This is a genomic window from Streptomyces sp. NPDC057617 (assembly GCF_042800555.1).
In the GTDB taxonomy this organism is placed as follows: domain Bacteria; phylum Actinomycetota; class Actinomycetes; order Streptomycetales; family Streptomycetaceae; genus Streptomyces.
On the sequence record NZ_JBHVGV010000003.1, the window covers coordinates 544,775 to 564,986 of the forward strand.

At 70.7% G+C, this 20,212-nt stretch carries 12 protein-coding genes; 5 read left to right on the forward strand and 7 right to left on the reverse strand.

The features are described 5' to 3' along the window. Positions 1-142 precede the first annotated feature (142 nt). The 4 genes from ACFU9P_RS11300 to ACFU9P_RS11315 all read right to left on the reverse strand — a co-directional run bounded on the left by ACFU9P_RS11300 (position 143) and on the right by ACFU9P_RS11315 (position 5,567). Positions 143-1,381 (reverse strand): branched-chain amino acid ABC transporter substrate-binding protein, encoded by a 1,239-nt coding sequence (locus ACFU9P_RS11300; protein WP_376375178.1) that lies wholly within the window; start codon positions 1,379-1,381, stop codon positions 143-145. 267 nt (positions 1,382-1,648) lie between these two features. Beyond that, positions 1,649-2,218, reverse strand: coding sequence for a Tat pathway signal sequence domain protein (locus tag ACFU9P_RS11305; protein WP_384078758.1), 570 nt, complete (start codon positions 2,216-2,218; stop codon positions 1,649-1,651). Positions 2,219-2,533: 315 nt separating this feature from the next. Next, positions 2,534-3,010, reverse strand: coding sequence for a PaaI family thioesterase (locus ACFU9P_RS11310; RefSeq protein WP_384078760.1), 477 nt, complete (start codon positions 3,008-3,010; stop codon positions 2,534-2,536). A 217-nt stretch (positions 3,011-3,227) separates the two neighbouring features. Next, positions 3,228-5,567, reverse strand: a complete 2,340-nt coding sequence (locus tag ACFU9P_RS11315) for an FdhF/YdeP family oxidoreductase (protein ID WP_384078762.1) — start codon at positions 5,565-5,567, stop codon at positions 3,228-3,230. A gap of 155 nt (positions 5,568-5,722) precedes the next feature. On the opposite strand from ACFU9P_RS11315, the gene polA reads away from it, so the two are divergent. Continuing rightward, entirely contained in the window at positions 5,723-8,431 is a 2,709-nt protein-coding gene (polA, locus tag ACFU9P_RS11320) for a DNA polymerase I (RefSeq protein WP_384078764.1), read from the forward strand. Positions 8,432-8,719: 288 nt separating this feature from the next. Next, positions 8,720-10,405 (forward strand): lytic murein transglycosylase, encoded by a 1,686-nt coding sequence (locus ACFU9P_RS11325; protein WP_384078766.1) that lies wholly within the window; start codon positions 8,720-8,722, stop codon positions 10,403-10,405. 97 nt (positions 10,406-10,502) lie between these two features. On the opposite strand, the gene ACFU9P_RS11330 is transcribed toward ACFU9P_RS11325, so the two are convergent. Together ACFU9P_RS11330 and ACFU9P_RS11335 are read right to left on the reverse strand one after the other, a co-directional pair. Then, a complete protein-coding gene (locus tag ACFU9P_RS11330; RefSeq protein ID WP_384078768.1) occupies positions 10,503-13,229 on the reverse strand; it encodes an ATP-dependent helicase C-terminal domain-containing protein in 2,727 nt (908 codons plus the stop codon). Positions 13,230-13,376: 147 nt separating this feature from the next. Beyond that, a complete protein-coding gene (locus tag ACFU9P_RS11335) occupies positions 13,377-14,270 on the reverse strand; it encodes a class I SAM-dependent methyltransferase (protein ID WP_384078770.1) in 894 nt (297 codons plus the stop codon). Between the two features lie 351 nt (positions 14,271-14,621). Here ACFU9P_RS11335 and rpsA point away from each other — a divergent pair, with 351 nt between their 5' ends. Beyond that, a complete protein-coding gene (rpsA, locus tag ACFU9P_RS11340; protein ID WP_066956593.1) occupies positions 14,622-16,127 on the forward strand; it encodes a 30S ribosomal protein S1 in 1,506 nt (501 codons plus the stop codon). Between the two features lie 174 nt (positions 16,128-16,301). Here rpsA and ACFU9P_RS11345 read toward each other — a convergent pair whose 3' ends face one another. After that, on the reverse strand, positions 16,302-17,282 hold the full coding sequence (locus ACFU9P_RS11345; RefSeq protein ID WP_376375205.1) for a sheath polysaccharide-degrading enzyme: 981 nt from the start codon (positions 17,280-17,282) through the stop codon (positions 16,302-16,304). Between the two features lie 330 nt (positions 17,283-17,612). Between ACFU9P_RS11345 and ACFU9P_RS11350 the strand changes: the two genes are divergently transcribed. Together ACFU9P_RS11350 and ACFU9P_RS11355 are read left to right on the forward strand one after the other, a co-directional pair. Next, a complete protein-coding gene (locus ACFU9P_RS11350; protein ID WP_384078970.1) occupies positions 17,613-19,136 on the forward strand; it encodes a flavin monoamine oxidase family protein in 1,524 nt (507 codons plus the stop codon). A 110-nt stretch (positions 19,137-19,246) separates the two neighbouring features. After that, positions 19,247-20,191, forward strand: coding sequence for a PAC2 family protein (locus ACFU9P_RS11355; protein ID WP_376375208.1), 945 nt, complete (start codon positions 19,247-19,249; stop codon positions 20,189-20,191). Positions 20,192-20,212: the final 21 nt, after the last annotated feature.

Consider the following 20,212-nt stretch of genomic DNA (forward strand, 5'->3'; position numbering starts at 1 on the left):
GGAGAGGTTGGGGGGAGGTTGGGGAGGACGGCTTTTCCACGGGGGGTCCGGGGGGGGGGGGGGGGCAGGGCACGCCCGGGGGGGTTTTTTTTCCCCCCCCCCCGCGGTGTGGGTGTACAGGGTGGGCCGGATCGGGCCCGGGTCAGCCTCCGAACTCGCCGCTCTTGACCGGGACGTGCTTGCCGCCCTTGACCTCGTAGAGGGAGAGCTGCTTGTTCGTGGTGTCGCCGAACTCGTCGAAGCCGACCTTTCCGGAGACACCGTCGAAGGTGACGGTCTGCATGGCCTCGGTGACCTGCTTGCGGGCGTCGTCGCTCTCGGGGAGCTTGCCGTCGTTCTTCTCGGCGACGGCCTTGACGGCCTGGATGATCGCCCAGGTGGAGTCGTAGGCGTAGCCGCCGTACGCCTCGTAGGCGTCCTTGTAGCCGGCCGCCTCGTAGTCCGCTATGAACTTCTTGGCGGTGTCGAGGGTCTCCAGGGGCGCGCCGACCGAACTGGCGAAGTCGCCTTCGGAGTTCTGCTTGGCGAGCTTGATGTACTCGGCGCTGAAGAGCGCGTCGCCGCCGATGGTCGGGACCTTGGCGCCGGCGTTCTTGATCTGGCTGGCCAGCGGGGCGCCGGCCGGGTACTCGCCGCCGTAGTAGACGAAGTCGGGCTTGGCCTGGGCGACCTTGCTGGCGACGGCGGAGAAGTCCTTGTCGTCGGGGTTGATGTGGTCGGTGCCGACGATCTGCCCGCCGAGCTTGGTGAATTCGGTGCTGAAGGTCGCGGCGAGTCCGGCTCCGTAGGTCTTCTTGTCGTCGATGACGTAGACCTTCTTGAGCTTCTTCTCGTTGTACATGTACTGCGCGGCGTACGGGCCCTGGATGGCGTCCGTCGTGGCGGTACGGAAGTACGTCTTGAAGCCGCGGACCTTCTTGCCGCTCTGCCAGTCCTTGCCCTGGGTCAGCTCGGGGTTGGTGTTGGCGGGCGAGACCTGGACGACGTTGGCGTCGGCGAAGACCTTCTGCATGGACTGGCCGACGTCGGAGTTCAGGGGGCCGACGACACCGAGGACGGAGGTGTCGCCGACGAGCTTGGTGGCGTTCTGCTGGCCGGTGGCGGCCTGCGCGACGTCGTCGAGGGCCTCCAGCTTGAAGGTGACGCCCGGGACTTCCTTGTTCTTGTTGGCGGTCTTGATCGCGAGATCCGCCGAGTTCTTGATGCCCTGGCCGAGCGCGGAGAGGTCGCCGGTGAGCGGCGCGTCGAGGCCGATGGTGACGGTGGTCGTGCCGCCGCCGTCACTGCCTCCGGAGCTGTCGTCGCGGGAGCCGCAGGCCGACAGAGTGAGGGCCCCTGCGGTAACCGCGGTAGTGATGATCAACAAAGAACGGTGACGCACGATCAGTCCTTTCCCCTGGCGCGGCGGTCCCTGCTGGAACGCCGGGTCGAGCGCTGGAACCGAACTGAAGGGAATCCGGTGGCGCGGTGACTGGCCGTGACTCTAAGCGCGCTGGTGGGACTGGTGCAGAGGTCCGAGCAATGCTGTGACTCTCTTGTTATGACGCGAGTCATTGGAAGATTGGATGCATGGGGCGGAAAGGGCGGTTTAATACTGTTCGGCAGTCCGGATAGTGAGAACCAGCAGGACGGCGCGGATCCCCGCCGGCTAGGGCGAGTTGCGGGGGCAGGCCTGTTGGAGGGCGGCCGTGAGGTCGTCCGGATAGCTGGAGCCGAGTATGAAACTCTGCTGTTGTATTGCGCGCTTATTACGCAGTGTTACATCGAGGAAAGGGAGTCCGGCATTCCGCTGGACTTTTCCGCAGTCACGGACGTGCACCGTAATGATCGTCTTCTGCGTGGACGAGGTCCGTACGGTGAACGGTGGCTCGGGTTCCGCGGTCAGTGACAGCGCGACCGAGGGCTGGGTGATGTCCTCGACGGTCACGGGTTCGCCCTCCTCGCCGGAGAGCAGGACGGCGAAGCTGAGGGCGCCGTCGCCGTGCGGCGCGGGGGTGGCTCCGCCGTAGCGGAAGTCGACTACCTGCGTGGGCCAGGGCGGCGGGGCCTCGGCGGGTGGCCGGGGCTCGGTGAGTCCGGGGACGCAGAGCGCGGTGACGGCGAGGGCGGCGAGCGCGGCGGTGGTACGGCGGCGGGCGGCCGGGACCGGTGGGGCCGCTGCGAGCGGGGGCTGGAGGAGGGTGTCCGCTCCCGCTTCGACGGGGCCTATGCCGGTCATGTCATGACGCTAGCCGTCAATGCCCGGGGCCACAATGGACCGTAGGGCAGAGCCGCTACGGAAGGTGACGAAGCGGGGTGTTCGTGACGGGCGGGCGGCCGCCCGATGCCCGGTTCGGGCGCCCGCGGTGCCCGGATGCCCGCTCCGGGCGCCCGCCTGACGGCCCGCGGTGTCCGTTTCGGGCGGTGCTTCGGGCGGTCCGCCGCGTGCTGTACGGGTACGGGGCCGGCGGCGGCGGGGCCGTACGGGCAACACTGCGCCCGCCGACGGCCGTTGACGTCCTCCGTACGGGTACGGCCAGGGGGGGCGGCGTGCTCAGCCGTCGGTGCCTGCCGCCGGGGCCACGTCGCGCAGCAGGCAGGTCAGCCGGGCCGTGCAGACCCGCTTGTCCTGCTCGTCGGTGATGACGATCTCGTACGTCGTGGTGGTCCGCCCCCGGTGCACGGGGGTCGCGACGCCGGTGACGACGCCGCTGCGGACCCCGCGGTGGTGGGTGCAGTTGAGATCCACCCCCACGGCGATCTTGGAGCTGCGGCCGTGCAGCATCGCGCCGACCGAGCCGAGGGTCTCGGCGAGGACCGCGGAGGCGCCGCCGTGCAGCAGCCCGTACGGCTGGGTGTTGCCCTCGACGGGCATGGTGCCGACGACGCGCTCGGGGGACGCCTCGACGATCCGCAGGCCCATGCGGTTGCCGAGGTGCCCGGCGGAGAAGAGCGCGGGCAGATCGACACCGAGCGCGGAGTACTCGTCGATGATGTCCTGCGGGAACGTCGTGGTGGAGTGCTCACCCATGGGCCCGGGCTCCGATCGGATCGTCTGCGGTCGTTCGGCGGTGCACCGCGCGCTCCTGCGCGGTGCACCGTCCTGCTTATCAGATGACTGAGCGAACGCTTAGACGAGGGTGAATGCCCGGACGGTGGATCGTGGGTCCGCGCGGGACGCGGGACGGCCCGCGCGGCGCGGGGCCGGGTGTGCGGGACCCGGCCGGGCGCGCCTCGGCGGCCGTCCCTCAGGCCGCCTCTCCGCCCGTCTCTCCGTCCGTCCGCTCGAAGCGCACGATGACGGACTTGCTCGTCGGAGTGTTGCTCGTATCGGCCGTGGCCCCGAGGGGCACCAGTACGTTCGTCTCCGGGTAGTAGGCGGCCGCACAGCCCCGGGCGGTGGGGTAGTGGACGACCCGGAAGCCGGGGGCGCGCCGCTCCACCCCGTCCTTCCACTCGCTGACCAGATCGGTGTACGAGCCGTCGGGGAGCTTCAGTTCGGCCGCGTCCGCGGGGTTGACCAGGACGATCCGCCGGCCGCCCTTGATGCCCCGGTAGCGGTCGTCGAGCCCGTAGATCGTGGTGTTGTACTGGTCGTGCGAGCGCAGGGTCTGGAGCAGCAGCCTGCCCTCGGGGAGCTTCGGGTACTCGACCGGCGCCGCCGTGAAGTTGGCCTTGCCGGTGGCCGTGGGGAAGCGCCGCTCGTCGCGCGGGGCGTGCGGCAGCGCGAAGCCGCCGGGCCGGGCCACGCGCTCGTTGAAGTCCTCGAAGCCGGGAATCACCCGGGCGATCCGGTCCCGGATGTTCGCGTAGTCCTTCTCGAAGTCCTCCCACGGGGTGATGGAGGCCGGGCCGAGCGTGGCGCGCGCGAGCCGGGTGACGATGGCCGGCTCGGAGAGGAGATAGGGGCTGGCGGGCGGCAGATTGCCCCGGGAGGCGTGCACCATGCCCATGGAGTCCTCCACGGTCACGATCTGCCGGACGCCCGCCTGGAAGTCCTTGTCGGTACGGCCCAGGGTCGGCAGGATCAGCGCCCGCGTGCCGGTCACCACATGCGAGCGGTTGAGCTTGGTCGAGACATGCACGGTGAGCCGGGCGCGGCGCATCGCGGCCTCGGTGACATCGGTGTCAGGAGACGCGGCGACGAAGTTCCCGCCCATGGCGAAGAACACCTTGGCCTTGCCGTCGCGCAGCGCCTCGATGGACCGTACGACGTCATAGCCGTGGTGGCGCGGCGAGGTGATGCCGAACTCCTTGTCCAGGGCGTCAAGGAAGGCCGGGTCGGGCCGTTCGAAGATGCCCATGGTGCGGTCGCCCTGCACATTGGAGTGTCCGCGCACCGGGCAGACCCCGGCGCCGGGACGCCCGATGTTGCCGCGCAGCAGCAGGAAGTTGACGACTTCGCGGATCGTCGGTACGGAGTGCTTGTGCTGGGTCAGGCCCATCGCCCAGCAGACGATGGTGCGCCGCGAGGCGAGGACGAGGGCGAGCGCCTCCTCTATCTCGGCGCGCTCCAGTCCGGTGGCGGCCAGCGTCTCGTCCCAGTCGGCGGCTTCGGCGGCGGCCGCGAACTCCTCGTACCCATGGGTGTGTTCGGCGACGAACTCCTCGTCGACCGCGCCGGGCGTGCCCAGGATCAGCTTGTTCAGCAGCCGGAAGAGGGCCTGGTCGCCGCCGATCCTGATCCGGAGGAAGAGATCGGTGAGGGCGGCGCCCTTGACCATGCCCTGGGGGGTCTGCGGGTTCTTGAACCGCTCCAGACCGGCCTCGGGCAGCGGATTGACGGAGATGATCTTCGCGCCGGCCGCCTTGGCCTTCTCCAGCGCGGAGAGCATCCGGGGGTGGTTGGTGCCCGGGTTCTGCCCGGCCACGATGATCAGGTCCGCCTGGTGCAGGTCCTCCAGGGAGACGCTGCCCTTGCCGATGCCGATGGTCTCCACCAGCGCGGAACCGGACGACTCGTGGCACATGTTGGAACAGTCCGGCAGGTTGTTCGTGCCGTACTCGCGGGCGAAGAGCTGAAGCAGGAACGCGGCTTCGTTGCTGGTGCGGCCCGAGGTGTAGAAGAGGGCCTCGTCGGGGGAGTCGAGGGCGGTCAGCTCCTCGGCGATGAGCGCGAAGGCCTGCTCCCAGCTCACCGGTCTGTAGTGGTCGCCGTCCTCACCGTCCGCGGCGTCCTTGCCGTCTGCGTGACCGGTGCCACGCTCCAGAAGCATGGGGTGGGTGAGCCGGCCCTGCTGCCCCAGCCAGTAGCCGCTGCGGGCGGCGAGGTCGGAGACGGAGTGCGCGGCGAAGAACTCGGGGGTGACCCGGCGCAGCGTGGCTTCCTCCGCGACGGCCTTCGCGCCGTTCTCGCAGAACTCGGCGGTGTGCCGGTGATCGCCCTCGGGCCAGGCGCAGCCCGGGCAGTCGAAGCCGTTCTTCTGGTTGACCTTGAGAAGCGTCTGGGCGGTCCTTCGCGCTCCCATCTGCTGGTGTGAGATGAGGAGCGAATGCACGACGGCGGGGATTCCCGCCGCGGCGTGTTTGGGGGCCGTTACCCGCGGTGAGTCCTGTACCGGATCACCTGCTGGCGGCTTGCTGGCCATCACGCTCTCCTTGTGCCTGAGTGTCGACTGTCTACAGTATTCAATTCTCCCACGCCTCTGTGGCAACGTTACGTCCGGCCGGTATCGGGCTCATTGCGGGGCGGGGTTGTCTTGCCGGCGCGGCGTTGTCAGTGCGACGTGGCAGGATCGGGTCTGTGGCTGAGACAGCGTCGAAGAAGACCCCAGACAACCGTCCGCGCCTGCTCCTCATGGACGGGCACTCCCTGGCGTACCGGGCGTTCTTCGCGCTGCCCGCGGAGAATTTCACGACCGCGACCGGTCAGCCGACCAATGCCATCTACGGCTTCGCGTCCATGCTGGCGAACACCTTGCGTGACGAGTCGCCCACGCACTTCGCCGTCGCCTTCGACGTCTCGCGCAAGACCTGGCGCTCCGAGGAGTTCCCCGAGTACAAGGCGAACCGCTCGGCGACCCCCGACGAGTTCAGGGGACAGGTCGAGCTGATCGGGGAGCTGCTCGACGCGATGAGCGCGCACCGCTTCGCGGTCGACGGCTTCGAGGCGGACGACGTGATCGCGACGCTCGCCACCCAGGCCGAGGCCGAGGGCTTCGAGGTGCTGATCGTCACCGGCGACCGGGACTCGTTCCAGCTCATCACCGAGCACACCACGGTGCTGTATCCGACCAAGGGCGTCTCCGAGCTGACCCGCTTCACCCCGGAGAAGGTCCAGGAGAAGTACGGCCTGTCGCCCGCGCAGTATCCGGACTTCGCGGCCCTGCGCGGCGACCCGTCCGACAATCTGCCCGGTATCCCCGGGGTCGGTGAGAAGACCGCAGCGAAGTGGATCAACCAGTTCGGCTCGTTCGAGGAGCTGGCCGCGCGCGCCGACGAGATCAAGGGCAAGGCCGGACAGAACTTCCGCGACCATCTGGAGTCGGTGCGGCTCAACCGCCGGCTCACGGAGATGGTGCGCGATGTCGAGCTGCCCAGGACGGCGCTGGAGCTGGAGCGCGCGCCGTACGACCGGGCGGCCGTGAAGCGGGTGCTGGACGTGCTGGAGATCCGGAACCCGAGCCTGCGCGAGCGGCTGCTCGCGGTGGACCCGGGCGCCGCCGAGGACGAGACCCCGGCGCCCGCCGCCGGAGTGGAGCTGGACGGCGCGGTGCTGGGCTCCGGCGAGCTGGCGCCGTGGCTCGCCGAGCACGGCGGGCAGCCGCTCGGCATGGTCACGGTCGACACCTGGGCGCTGGGCGCGGGCAGTGTCAGCGAGGTCGCGCTCGCCGCGGCCGGCGGCGCCGCGGCCTGGTTCGACCCGTCCCAGCTCGACGAGGCCGACGAGCGCGCCTTCACGGAGTGGCTCGCCGCCCCGGACCGCCCCAAGGTCATGCACAACGCGAAGGGCGCGATGCGGGTCGCCCCCGAGCACGGCTGGCGGGTCGACGGCGTCACGATGGACACCGCGCTCGCCGCCTATCTGGTCAAGCCCGGCCGCCGCTCCTTCGCGCTGGACGCCCTCGCCATCGAATACCTGGGCCGTGAGCTGGCACCGGCCGCCGCCGACGGACAGCTCGCCTTCGGCACGGACGAGCAGGCCGAGGCCGAGGCGCTGATGACCCAGGCCCGCGCCGTCCTCGACCTGGGCGACGCGTTCACCGAGCGGCTCGGCGAGGTCGGCGCGACCGGCCTGCTCGACGAGGTGGAGCTGCCCACCTCCGAACTGCTCGCCCGGATGGAGCGGCACGGCATCGCCGCCGACCGGGCCCATCTGGAGTCCATGGAGCAGCAGTTCGCGGGCGCGGTCCAGCAGGCCGTGAAGGAGGCGCACGCCGCGGTCGGCCATGAGTTCAATCTCGGCTCGCCCAAGCAGCTCCAGGAAGTCCTCTTCGGCGAACTGGGCCTGCCCAAGACCAAGAAGACCAAGACCGGTTATACGACGGACGCCGACGCGCTGGCCTGGCTCGCGGCCCAGACCGAGCACGAGCTGCCGGTGATAATGCTCCGCCACCGCGAGCAGGCGAAGCTCCGCGTCACCGTCGAGGGCCTGATCAAGACCATCGCCGCGGACGGCCGTATCCACACCACCTTCAACCAGACGGTGGCGGCGACCGGACGCCTCTCCTCCACCGACCCCAACCTCCAGAACATCCCGGTGCGCACGGACGAGGGCCGCGCGATCCGCCGCGGCTTCGTGGTCGGCGAGGGCTACGAATCGCTGATGACAGCCGACTACAGCCAGATCGAGCTGCGCGTCATGGCCCATCTCTCCGAGGACGCCGGGCTGATCGAGGCGTTCACCTCCGGCGAGGACCTGCACACCACCGTCGCCTCCCAGGTGTTCGGGGTGGAGAAGTCCGCGGTCGACCCCGAGATGCGCCGCAAGATCAAGGCGATGTCGTACGGACTGGCCTACGGGCTCTCGGCGTTCGGCCTCTCCCAGCAGCTCAGCATCGAGGCGGCCGAGGCGCGCGGGCTGATGGAGACGTTCTTCGAGCGCTTCGGCGGTGTACGGGACTATCTGCACCGCGCGGTCGTGGAGGCCAGGGCCACCGGTTATACGGAGACGATGCTCGGCCGCCGCCGCTATCTCCCGGACCTCAACAGCGACAACCGCCAGCGCCGCGAGATGGCCGAGCGGATGGCGCTCAACGCCCCCATCCAGGGCACCGCGGCGGACATCGTCAAGGTCGCCATGCTCAAGGTCGACCGCGCGATGACCGAAGCCGCCCTGGAGTCGCGGATGCTGCTCCAGGTCCACGACGAAATCGTCCTGGAGATCGCCCCCGGCGAGCGCGAGCAGGTCGAGGAGCTGCTGCGGCGCGAGATGTCGGGCGCGGTCGAGCTGAGCGCGCCGCTGGATGTCTCGATCGGCGTCGGTACGGACTGGGAGTCGGCCGCGCACTGACCGGCGGCAGAGTCACGCGGCGTACGGGAGGCCCCCGGCGCGTCCGGACGGGAAGTCCGGGCGCGCCGGGGCCTCGTCTGTTGCGGGGGTGTTACGACCGGGCGCCTGAACAGGGGATGGCCTCGGGGATTCTTCATACCGGGCCCAGCGGCACTTGAGGGGCTGGGAGGTGGCGAACTGGTGAATACCGGTCACGCACCGGTGTGCTGGGGCCTGGAGTTGACGTAGTGTCGCCTGAGTCCACGCGCGGGGAGCGCGAACCGCCGTCCACCGGGAGGGACCAGACCCATGGCAGCGCTATTCGGCCGCCGACTGCGCAGAGGAGCCACGACGACAGCGGTGGCCGCGGCGGCGATCGCCGCGCTGTCCGCCTCGCAGGCACCCGGCGCGATCCCCAGCGACACGGACACCGACACCGGCAGCAATGCCCAGGCGGCCGACGCGACCCCGCCCCCCGGCACCCCGGTCAGCGGCAACTCCCCGTACTACACCGAGCTTCCGCCGCTGACGACGCCCGACACACCGGGCACCTCGATCGATCTGCCCGCCATCACAGGACCGGCGGAAGCGGGCATTCCGGCCACCGTGCTCGCCGCGTACCAGCAGGCCGAGCAGGCACTCAGGGAGAGCAAGCCCGGCTGCAACCTGCCCTGGCAACTGCTCGCCGCCATCGGCAAGGTCGAGTCCGGACAGGCGCGCGGCGGGCGCGTCGACGCCTTCGGTACGACGACGTCGCCGATCCTCGGCCCGGTCCTCAACGGTGTCGGCTTCGCCAACATCACCGACACCGACGGCGGCGCGTACGACGGGGACACCACCCACGACCGCGCGGTCGGGCCCATGCAGTTCATCCCGTCGACCTGGGCCACCTGGGGCCAGGACGCCAACAACGACGGGCGCAAGGACCCGAACAACATCTACGACGCGGCGCTGGCCGCCGGGCAGTATCTGTGCGCCGGCAACCGTGACCTCTCGGTCGACGCCGACCTGCACGAGGCGATCCTCGGCTACAACCACTCGCAGGAGTACCTGAACACGGTCCTGTCCTGGTTCGAGTACTACAAGAACGGGACGCACGAGGTCCCGGACGGCACCGGAGTGCTGCCCGTCGGCCCCGGACCCGGCAGCCCCGGCCCGGGCACCTCGCCGAGCCCCAGCCCCGGCCCGTCCACCCCCGCCAAGCCCGGCCCCACGCCGTCGAAGCCGGGCACCAGCCCCTCGAAGCCGCCCACGACCGGCACCCCGAAGCCGCCCGGGCCGGGCACCGGCGACCCCAGCACCCCCGCCCCGGATCCCGTCGTCGCCCGGATCGAGAAGACGGCCACGGGCGCGCTGAGCGCGGTGGCCGGCGGCGCGTTCGGCGAGCGCCCCGGCGTACGGGCGGAGGACGCGACGGGCAAGCCCGTCGCCGGCGTCCCCGTACGCTTCGAGATCGTCGGCAGCACCGACGCGAGCTTCTCCGGAGGCGCGTCCGCCGTGACCGTCGAGACCGGCGCGGACGGTACGGCCACCGCGCCGGCCCTCCAGGCGGGCGAGCAGACCGGTGAGTTCACGGTCCGCGCCTCGGTCGCCGTCACGGGTGTCGACGCCGTCGAGTACGCCGCGAGCGTCACGGCCCGCCAGGCCGACGCGCTCGCCAGGACCGATGACGGGGAGCTGACGGCCGCGCCCGGCGCGGAGTTCGCCGGCACGGTCGAGGTCCAGGCCACGTACGGGGGAGTGGTCGCCGGGGGTGTCGCGGCGACCGCCGAGATCACCTCGGCGGACGGTGCCACGACCGCGGGCCCCTACTTCAAGGACGCGGCGGGCAACCCGCTCCGGAGCCTCTCCGGCCTCACGACGGACGCCAACGGCATCCTCCAGCTCCCGAAGATCTACGCGGACGACGCCGTGGGCACGTTCCTGCTGCGCCTCCAGACCGAGGGCGGCGCGACGCTCACCATCGAGCTGAAGGTCGTCGCTGCCGCCGCCTGACTCCGGCACGCGCCGCGCGCTCGGTTCCACAGGACGCCAGCCGCCCTCCGTCCCGTCCGGACGGAGGGCGGTCCGGTTTCGTTCAACGCCCGTCGTTTCAGCGCCGGTTGTTGGTACGGCGCGTCGCCACCGCCGCCGAGGGGTCCTCGGGCCAGGGGTGGCGGGGGTAGCGGCCGCGGAGTTCGGCCCGTACCGCGCGATAGCCGTCCCGCCAGAACGACGCCAGATCAGCCGTCACCGCGGCGGGCCGCCCGGCCGGCGAGAGCAGATGGACCAGGACCGGGACGCCCGCGACCCTCGGGGTCTCGCTCAGCCCGAACAACTCCTGGAGCTTCACGGCCAGTACGGGCTGCGGCCCGCCGTACTCGACCCGTACCCGCGAGCCGCTGGGCACCTCGATACGCTCCGGCGCCAGTTCGTCCAGCCGTGCCGCCTCGCCGGACGCCCAGGGCAGCAGCCGCCGCAGCGCCTGCCCAGCGTCGATCCGTTCCAGATCGGCGCGGCGGGCGGCGCGGGACAGCTCCGGCTCCAGCCAGTCGTCGGTACGGGACAGCAGCGCGGCGTCCGAGACATCCGGCCACGGCGCACCCGCCTCGCGGTGCAGAAACGCCAGCCGGTCGCGCAGCGCCCGCGTGTCCCGGGTCCAGCGCAGCAACCCGAGCCCCTCCCGCTCCAGACCCTCCAGCAGAGCGGTCCGTACGAGCCCGGGAGCGGGCCGCTTCAGCGGCTGTACGGAGAGGTCCACGGCACCGAGCCGTTCGACACGCCGGGCGACCACATCGCCGTCCTCCCAGCGCACCTCCTCACCCGCCACCCGCAGCCGCCCGGCCGCGGCCCGGGCGGTGTCCTCGTCGATGACGGCAGCGAGCCGCACCCGCGCGGAAGCGGCGTGCGCGGGCCGGTCGGCCACGGCCACCGCCAGCCACCCGGCCCCGCGCAGCCCGGAGCCTTCCCCCACCTCGGCCCCGGTCCCGGAAACCATGAGAAACGCGGTCTCACCACGCGCCCGCGCGACCCGCTCGGGAAACGCGAGAGCGGCCACGAGCCCGGCGGCGGCGTCATCGGAGGCGGCCCAGGGCCGGGACCGGGCCGCGGGCTCGACTCCGGACGTGGTCCCGGCCCCGGGCTGCGGCATCGAGTCGGTCCTGGCCGCGGGCCGTGCGTCGGCCGGAGGCCCTGTGGCAGACGGGTGTTCGGCCCCCGAGCCCCACTCGGCTTCGGTCTGCGGCCCCGGCCCGGCTCCGGGCTCGGCCTCTCGCCCGCGCCCGGCCTCCGGCTTCGGGCCCCGGCCGGAGCCCTCGCTCTCCACCGCCGCGGTCAATCGCCGTACCTCCTGGCGCCAGCGCGTCGCGTAGCCGTCTCCGCCTCTGCGGGCCGTGCGCCAGGCCGCCGCCAGGTCGTCTCCGTACTCCCTCGGCGGCTCCTCGCTCAGCAGGGCCACCACCTCGGCCGCCCGGCGCGCGCCCACCTCGGTCGCGCCGTCCAGGAGGGCGCGGGACAGGCGGGGGTGGAGGCCCAGGCGGGCCATCCGGGTGCCGCGGTCGGTCGCGCGACCGGAGCCGTCGACCGCGCCGATCGCGGTCAGTACGGAGCGCCCGGCGGCCAGCGCGCCCGCCGGGGGCGGGTCCAGCAGCGCCAGGCCCTGCGCCGAGGGGTCGCCCCAGCAGGCCGCCTGGAGCGCGAAGGCCGTCAGATCAGCGACCTTGATCTCGGGGGAGGGGAAGCGGACGAGCCGGCTGTCCTCGGCCTCGCTCCAGCAGCGGTAGACCGTTCCTGGGGCCTCGCGCCCCGCCCGCCCGGCCCGCTGCCGGGCGCCTGCCTGGGACACCCGTACGGTCGTGAGCGCGCTCAGCCCGCGCGCGTGGTCGGTACGGGGCTCCCGCGCCAGCCCCGCGTCCACGACGATCCGTACCCCCGGAACGGTCAGGCTCGACTCGGCCACCGCCGTGGCCAGCACAACCCGCCGACGCACCGCAGAACTCGCGGAGCCCGAAGAACCGGCCAGGACCGCGTCCTGCACCGCCGCCGGCGCCCGCCCGTGCACCTGGAGCACCTCGGCACCGGTGTCCGTCAACTGCCCCGCCACCCGGCCGATCTCCCCCACACCCGGCAGGAAACAGAGCACATCGCCCGCCCGCTCGGCCAGCGCCCGCCGTACCACCGACGCCACATGCGCCAGCAGCGCCGGATCGACCCGCATCCCGTGCGGCGGCCGCACCGGCCCGCGCGGCGGCGCCCACACCACCTCCACCGGATAGGACACGCCCCGTGCCTCGACCACCGGCGCGTCCCCCAGCAGCCGCGCCCACCCTTCCGCGTCGGTGGTCGCCGAGGCCGCCACCAGCCGCAGTTCGGGCCGGAGCGCGGCCCGTACGTCCAGCAGGAACGCCGCCACCGTGTCCGCGTCGAGATGCCGCTCATGGCACTCGTCGAGAATCACCGCGTCGACCCCGGCCAGCTCCTGGTCCCGCTGGAGCCGCTGGAGCAGCACCCCGGTGGTCACCACCTCCACCACCGTCGCGCGCCCCACCGCACGCTCCCCGCGCACGGTGAAGCCCACGCGCTCCCCGACCTGCTCGCCGAGCAGCCAGGCCATCCGCCGGGCCGCCGCGCGGGCCGCGATCCGCCGGGGCTCGGCGACGACCACCCGCCGTACAGGACGGCCGTCGCCGAGCAGCCCGGCCAGCACCAGCGGCACAAGAGTCGTCTTGCCGGTCCCCGGCGGCGCGCAGAGCACCGCGCAGCCGTGCGCTTCCAGCGCCCGCTCCAGCGCGGGAACGGCGGTACGGACGGGCAGGCCGGCAAGGATGTCGTCGCGGATCACCCGCTCAGTGTCGTACGAGCACGACACCCGGTCATACGAACGGCCCCCGGCGCCGCACCGGAGGCGCGCCCGACGCCCTGCCCTGCCCCGTACCCGTACGTCGTAGCCCGGCGCCCTGCCCCGTACCCGTACGCCGTACCCGTACGTTCAGTCCCGTTCGCAGACGAAGATCGCCGTCCCCGGGATCAGACTCCCCCGCAGCGGGGACCAGCCGCCCCACTCCTGCGTGTTCCAGTCCGGCCACTCCGGCTCCACCAGGTCGACCAGCCGGAACCCGCCCGCCACCACGTCCCGTACCCGGTCACCGACCGTCCGGTGGTGCTCGACATAGACCGCCCGTCCCCGCTCGTCCTGCTCGACATAGGGCGTCCGGTCGAAGTACGACGCCGACACCGAAAGACCCTCGGGCCCCGGCTCGTCAGGGAACGCCCAGCGGATCGGATGCGTCACGGAGAAGACCCACCGTCCGCCCGGCCGCAGGACGCGCCGTACCTCCCGGAACACCCGCACCGGATCCGCCACGAAGGGCACCGCGCCGTAGGCCGAGCACGCCAGGTCGAAGGAGCCGTCACGGAAGGGCAGCGCCCCGGCGTCCGCCTCCACCAGCGGAAACGCCAGGGAGCGGCCCTCGCCTATCCGCAGCGCGTGCTGGAGCTGGCGGTGCGACAGGTCGAGCGCCACCGGCCGCGCGCCCTGCCCCGCAAGCCAGCGCGAGCACTGCGCCGCGCCCGCCCCGATCTCCAGGACGTCCAGGCCCTTCAGCGACTCCGGCGGGCCCAGCAGACCGGCCTCCACCTCGTCGAGCCCCTCGGGGCCCCAGACGAACCGGTCGTCACCGAGGAAGGTGCCGTGCTCGTTCTGGTACTCGTCGGCGTTCCTGTCCCACCAGCCGCGGTTGGCCCGGCTGCTCTCGGCGGAACCGCTGTCGCGGCGGGTCGCCTCGGGCTCCCGAGCCTCGGACCCCTGGGTCTCGGGCTCCTGGGTCTCGGGCTCCCGGCGCTCAGGTTCCCGCGGCGCTTCTCGCTCGTGCTCTTGGATCATCGTGTCCGTCGTCGTAGTGTGCTGGCAGTAGTGGTGAGCGGCGGGCCGGCCGGGCGCGCTGGCCTCATCAAACGCGGGTTGTGCCGGGTATGTGAGGTTCTGCCCCGGGTGTGCGCCTTCGCGCATTGACCGTGCCCGGCTGCCCCCGTATGCTAAAGGTTGCGCTGCGGGCCTGCGCGCCTCAGACGTAGCAGCCGCGCTCGCATCTGTATGAAAGTCTCCTCGGTTTTCGAGGCGCTTTCCCTGCACCGGGGCAGCGCTTCCTTGGCTGTCCGGCTTGTGCAGAGGCGATACGGGTTCCCGGCGTGGCAGTACCTACGACTCAATGTCCGTACCGGAGCCCTTTCCCACATGACGAGCAGCACCGAGACCACCGCCACCACCCCGCAGGTTGCGGTCAACGACATCGGTAACGAGGAAGCCTTCCTCGCCGCGATCGACGAGACGATCAAGTACTTCAACGACGGCGACATCGTCGACGGCGTCATCGTGAAGGTCGACCGGGACGAGGTCCTGCTCGACATCGGTTACAAGACCGAAGGCGTCATCCCCTCCCGCGAGCTTTCCATCAAGCATGACGTCGACCCCAATGAGGTCGTCGCCGTGGGCGATGAGATCGAGGCCCTGGTTCTCCAGAAGGAGGACAAGGAAGGCCGTCTCATCCTGTCCAAGAAGCGCGCGCAGTACGAGCGCGCCTGGGGCACGATCGAGAAGATCAAGGAAGAGGACGGGATCGTCACCGGTACGGTCATCGAGGTGGTCAAGGGTGGTCTCATCCTCGACATCGGCCTCCGTGGCTTCCTGCCGGCCTCCCTCGTCGAGATGCGCCGCGTCCGCGACCTCCAGCCCTATGTGGGCAAGGAGCTCGAGGCCAAGATCATCGAGCTGGACAAGAACCGCAACAATGTGGTCCTGTCCCGCCGTGCCTGGCTGGAGCAGACCCAGAGCGAGGTCCGTCAGACCTTCCTCACGACCCTTCAGAAGGGCCAGGTCCGCTCCGGCGTCGTCTCCTCGATCGTCAACTTCGGTGCGTTCGTGGACCTCGGCGGGGTCGACGGTCTCGTGCACGTCTCCGAGCTGTCCTGGAAGCACATCGACCACCCCTCCGAGGTCGTCGAGGTCGGTCAGGAAGTCACCGTCGAGGTGCTCGACGTGGACATGGACCGCGAGCGTGTCTCCCTCTCGCTCAAGGCGACGCAGGAAGACCCGTGGCAGCAGTTCGCCCGGACCCACCAGATCGGCCAGGTCGTCCCCGGCAAGGTCACCAAGCTCGTTCCGTTCGGCGCGTTCGTCCGTGTCGACGAGGGCATCGAGGGTCTGGTGCACATCTCCGAGCTGGCCGAGCGCCATGTGGAGATCCCCGAGCAGGTCGTCCAGGTCAACGACGAGATCTTCGTCAAGGTCATCGACATCGACCTGGAGCGCCGCCGTATCAGCCTCTCGCTGAAGCAGGCCAACGAGTCCTTCGGCAGCGACCCGGCCTCGGTCGAGTTCGACCCGACGCTCTACGGCATGGCCGCGTCGTACGACGACCAGGGCAACTACATCTACCCCGAGGGCTTCGACCCCGAGACCAACGACTGGCTGGAAGGCTTCGAGAGCCAGCGCGAGGCGTGGGAGGGCCAGTACGCCGAGGCGCAGCAGCGCTTCGAGCAGCACCAGGCCCAGGTCATCAAGTCCCGCGAGGCCGACGAGGCCGCTGCCGCCGAGGGCGCGGCCGCTCCGGCCGGCGGGGGCAGCGCCCCGGCCGCCTCGGGCGGTTCGTACTCCTCGGAGTCGGCGGACAACTCCGGTGCGCTGGCGTCGGACGAGGCCCTGGCGGCTCTGCGCGAGAAGCTGGCGGGCGGCCAGAGCTGACGCTCGGGCTTCTTGCAGTCGGTAGGTAGCTGTATCCGAACGTACGGAAGGCCCGCTCCCCAATGGGCAAGGGGAGCGGGCCTTCCGCATGCCTGGCGCCGCTGAGTACGGGCCTCAGAGCATGGGCCTCAGGGGGTGACGCCTCAAAGGGCGACGCCTCAAGGGGGCGACGCCTCAGGGGGTGACGGCGATATTCGTCAGGCCCTTGCCGCCCGTCACGGTGTTGCTGCTGTAGACGGTGGTACGGCAGCTCGAACTGCTGTTGGTGACATTGATCGCGAGCTGATTGGCGCCCGTCGAGCCGCCCAGATCGGACTTGTTGGAGCGGAAGACCGTGCCGCAGCCCCAGCCGCTCTGCTGGGTGTGGGTCTCATAGCCGTTGTTGGTCGTGTTCTTGCCGGTGTTGCCCTCGACAAGGACGTTGTTGCCCTTCACATCGACCCATGAGTCGTCGTAGTTGGCGCCGGTGAGACCGCCGCCGTCGAAGGTGTTGCCGATGATGCGCGCGCCGGTGGTGCCCTCCTTGATGTCGACATTCTCGCCGCCGACATCAGGGCCGATGGTGTTGTTGAGGATCTGCGCGTTGTCGCTGCGGTCGGAGAGGGTGTTGGCGGTGCCGACGTACACGCCCTCGCCCATGCCCCGGCCGTCGTTGCCGGTGTCGTAGATCCGCGAGTTCCTGAGGATGCCGTCGCTGCTGGACTGGCGGAAGTGCACGCCCTCCATGTCCAGGTTGTGCACGGTCACCGAGTCGATGACGACCCCGTTGGCCGCGTCCGCGACGATGCCCTTCTGGGCGTCGGTGAGGGTGATGCCCTTGACGGTCCAGTACGCGGCGCCGTTGAGGTGGAGCGCGTACCCCCCGCCGCCGGTGGTGAGGACCGCAGCGGAGGAACCGGTGAGCGTGATGCGCGACCCCGAGGTGCCGGGGGTCGTCGCCTTGAAGTTGCCCTTGTACGTGCCGTTCGCGAGCTGGATCGTGTCGCCGGGGCGTGCCGCGGTGAGCGCCGCCTTGAGTTCCGCGGCCGTGGTCACCTGGATGACCGCCGCGGCTCCGGCGGGTCCGGCGGCGCCGGCCTGCGGGGCGAGCAGGGTCAGTCCGCCGGTGGCGAGCAGCCCTGTCAGAAGGGCCGGGAGGAGTGCTCGGGTGCGCATGGGGGTGCCTTCCCGTAGATGTGGGGGTTTCGGCGTTCTTATGTGTGAACACTGACTGTGTTTCTGAACCCTCGCTGTCCTGTGACCGTAAGGATGCGATCTGAGCATGTCAAGGTCCAGACCAATTCCCGTGTGCGGGAGGCGGTGAGCGGAGGGCAACGCGTGGGACACACACCCATCTGCTGGGCCGTAACAAGCGGTTGCCAGGATCCCGGCACATCTGAAGACCGGAAGGGGTAGCGGGACATGAGTCATGCGCCGAACACCATCACGGGCACCAGCCGCCGCGGCTTTCTGCGTCAGGTGGGCATTTCCGGGGGAGCGGGAGCGATGCTCGCCACCATGGGGGCCCTGGGCCTCGCCCCCACCGCCGAGGCCGCGAGCCGCGAACCCGTCTACCGCGCGCCTCGTACGGGGGACTTCACGCTCACGGGCCGGGGCGCGGCGAGAGTCGTCATCGTCGGCGGCGGCATAGCCGGTCTGACCACCGCGTACGAGCTGGGCAAAGCGGGGTACGACTGTACGGTCCTGGAGGCCCGGGACCGTACCGGCGGGCGCAACTTCACCGTACGCGGCGGGGATTCGAACCTGGATCTGTACGGCAACCGCCAGACGGCCCGGTTCAGCGACGGCCAGTATCTGAACGCGGGACCGGCCCGGATCGCACAGTGGATGGTCACCCTTGACTACTGCCGTGAACTGGGCGTTCCCGTCGAGGTGTTCACCAATACCAACTCCAGCGCCTATATCTACAACGAGAAGGCCGGGATGACCGCCCCGGTGCGCTACCGCACCGCCAAGGCCGATGTGTACGGCTATGTCGCCGAACTGCTCGCCAAGGCCACCGGCAAGGGCGCGCTGGACGGGGAGATCACCGCGGAGGACCAGGAGCGGCTGCTCGAATTCCTCAGGGGCTTCGGGGACATCGGCAGCAAGCTCGCCTACACCGGCAGCGAGCGCCGTGGCTACAGCATCGACCCGGCGGCGGCCGGCACACCCGGTGTCGAACTCGGTCCGGTGCCCTCCGCGTCCGAGGTGTTCGCCAGCGGGGTCGGCCGGTACTTCTCGTTCGAATTCGGCTATGACCAGGCCATGCTGATGTTCCAGCCGGTCGGCGGCATGGACCGGATACCGGCGGCGCTGACCCGGGAGATAGGCGGGCACCGCATCAAGACCGGCGCCGCCGTCGAGAAGATCACCGACAAGGCGCACGGCGTGACCGTCACCTACCGCCACAACGGCCGGGTCCGCACCATCGACGCCGACTACTGCGTCGCGGCCCTGCCCCCCAATATCCTCGCCAAGACCGCCCACAACCTCGGCCCGGCCGTCCAGACGGCGCTGGAGGCCTGCCGCCCCTCGTCGGCCGGCAAGATCGGTCTCGAATACCGCAGCCGCTGGTGGGAGAGCGACCACCGGATCTACGGCGGTATCACGGAGACCGATCTCGATCTGGCCCATGTGTGGTACCCGTCGTACGGGCATCACGGTCGGCGCGGGGTGATCGTCGGCTACTACAACACCGGCGCTTCGGCCGACGCGTACGCCCAGCTCTCACCGCGCGAGCGCGAGGCGCGTGCGGTGGCGCAGGGCGTGAAGATCCACGGCGAGAAGTACCGTACCGAACTGGTCTCCTCCTTCTCCCAGCACTGGCGGCAGACCCCCTACCTGGAGGCCGCCTGGCACTCCCTGTCCGGCGGGCCCGACGCGCCGGTCTTCGATCCGCTCAACAAGCCGACGGGGCGCGTGTACTTCGCCGGTGACCACCTCTCGTACGCCGATGCCTGGCAGCACGGCGCCTTCACCTCCGCGCGCAAGACCGTCACCGCACTGCATGAGAGGGTTCTCGCCTGAGGCGATGAGAAGGGTTCTCACCTGAGGCGCGGGTTTGTCGCATGGGGCGCGGGGAATGCCTGCGCCCCATGACGTGTTCTTCGTTACGAACACGAGGAGGAGCGGTAATCGTGCTTGATCCGCAGGGTTTGTACGAATGGGAGCCCAAGGGCCTGGCCGTCGTCGACATGGCGCTGGCGCAGGAGTCGGCGGGCCTGGTCATGCTGTACCACTTCGACGGCTATATCGACGCGGGCGAGACCGGCGACCAGATCGTCGAGAACCTGCTGGAGTCGCTGCCGCACCAGGTGGTGGCCCGATTCGACCACGACAGGCTGGTCGACTACCGCGCCCGGCGACCGCTGCTGACCTTCCGGCGTGACCGCTGGACGGCCTTCGAGGCGCCGACGCTGGACGTACGGCTCGTGCAGGACGCGACGGGAGCGCCGTTCCTGCTGCTGTCGGGACCCGAGCCGGATGTGGAGTGGGAGCGCTTCGCCATCGCCGTACGGCAGATCGTGGAGCGTCTCGGCGTACGGCTCTCCGTCAACTTCCACGGCATTCCGATGGGCGTTCCGCACACCCGCCCCGTCGGCATCACCCCGCACGGCAACCGTACCGACCTCATGCCGGGCCATCGCAACGCCTTCGACGAGGCACAGGTCCCCGGCAGCGCCGAGTCGCTCGTCGAGTACCGGCTGATGGAGTCGGACCACGACGTCCTCGGCGTGGCGGCGCACGTTCCGCACTATGTGGCGCGGTCGTCGTACCCCGACGCGGCGCTCACCGCGCTGGAGGCGATCACCGCCGCGACCGGTCTCGTACTGCCGAGCGTGGCGCACTCCCTGCGCACGGAGGCACAGCGCACCCAGACCGAGATCGAGCGGCAGCTCGGCGAGGGCGACGAGGAACTGGTCTCGATGGTGCAGGGACTTGAGCACCAGTACGACGCGATCGCGGGCGCCGAGACCCGGGGCAATCTGGTCGCCGAGCCGGCGGAGCTGCCGTCGGCCGACGAGATCGGCCGGGAATTCGAGCGGTTCCTCGCGGAGCGGGAGGGCGAGGGCGGAGCGTAACCGCGGGGCCCCGGTGTGTGG

Bases quoted from the DNA above. Each gene is read 5' to 3' on its own strand.
- ACFU9P_RS11305 (WP_384078758.1), bottom strand. From the start codon at position 2,218: ATGACCGGCATAGGCCCCGTCGAAGCGGGAGCGGACACCCTCCTCCAG.
- ACFU9P_RS11310 (WP_384078760.1), bottom strand. From the start codon at position 3,010: ATGGGTGAGCACTCCACCACGACGTTCCCGCAGGACATCATCGACGAG.
- ACFU9P_RS11315 (WP_384078762.1), bottom strand. From the start codon at position 5,567: ATGGCCAGCAAGCCGCCAGCAGGTGATCCGGTACAGGACTCACCGCGG.
- ACFU9P_RS11325 (WP_384078766.1), top strand. From the start codon at position 8,720: ATGGCAGCGCTATTCGGCCGCCGACTGCGCAGAGGAGCCACGACGACA.
- ACFU9P_RS11335 (WP_384078770.1), bottom strand. From the start codon at position 14,270: ATGATCCAAGAGCACGAGCGAGAAGCGCCGCGGGAACCTGAGCGCCGG.
- rpsA (WP_066956593.1), top strand. From the start codon at position 14,622: ATGACGAGCAGCACCGAGACCACCGCCACCACCCCGCAGGTTGCGGTC.
- ACFU9P_RS11345 (WP_376375205.1), bottom strand. From the start codon at position 17,282: ATGCGCACCCGAGCACTCCTCCCGGCCCTTCTGACAGGGCTGCTCGCC.
- ACFU9P_RS11350 (WP_384078970.1), top strand. From the start codon at position 17,613: ATGCTCGCCACCATGGGGGCCCTGGGCCTCGCCCCCACCGCCGAGGCC.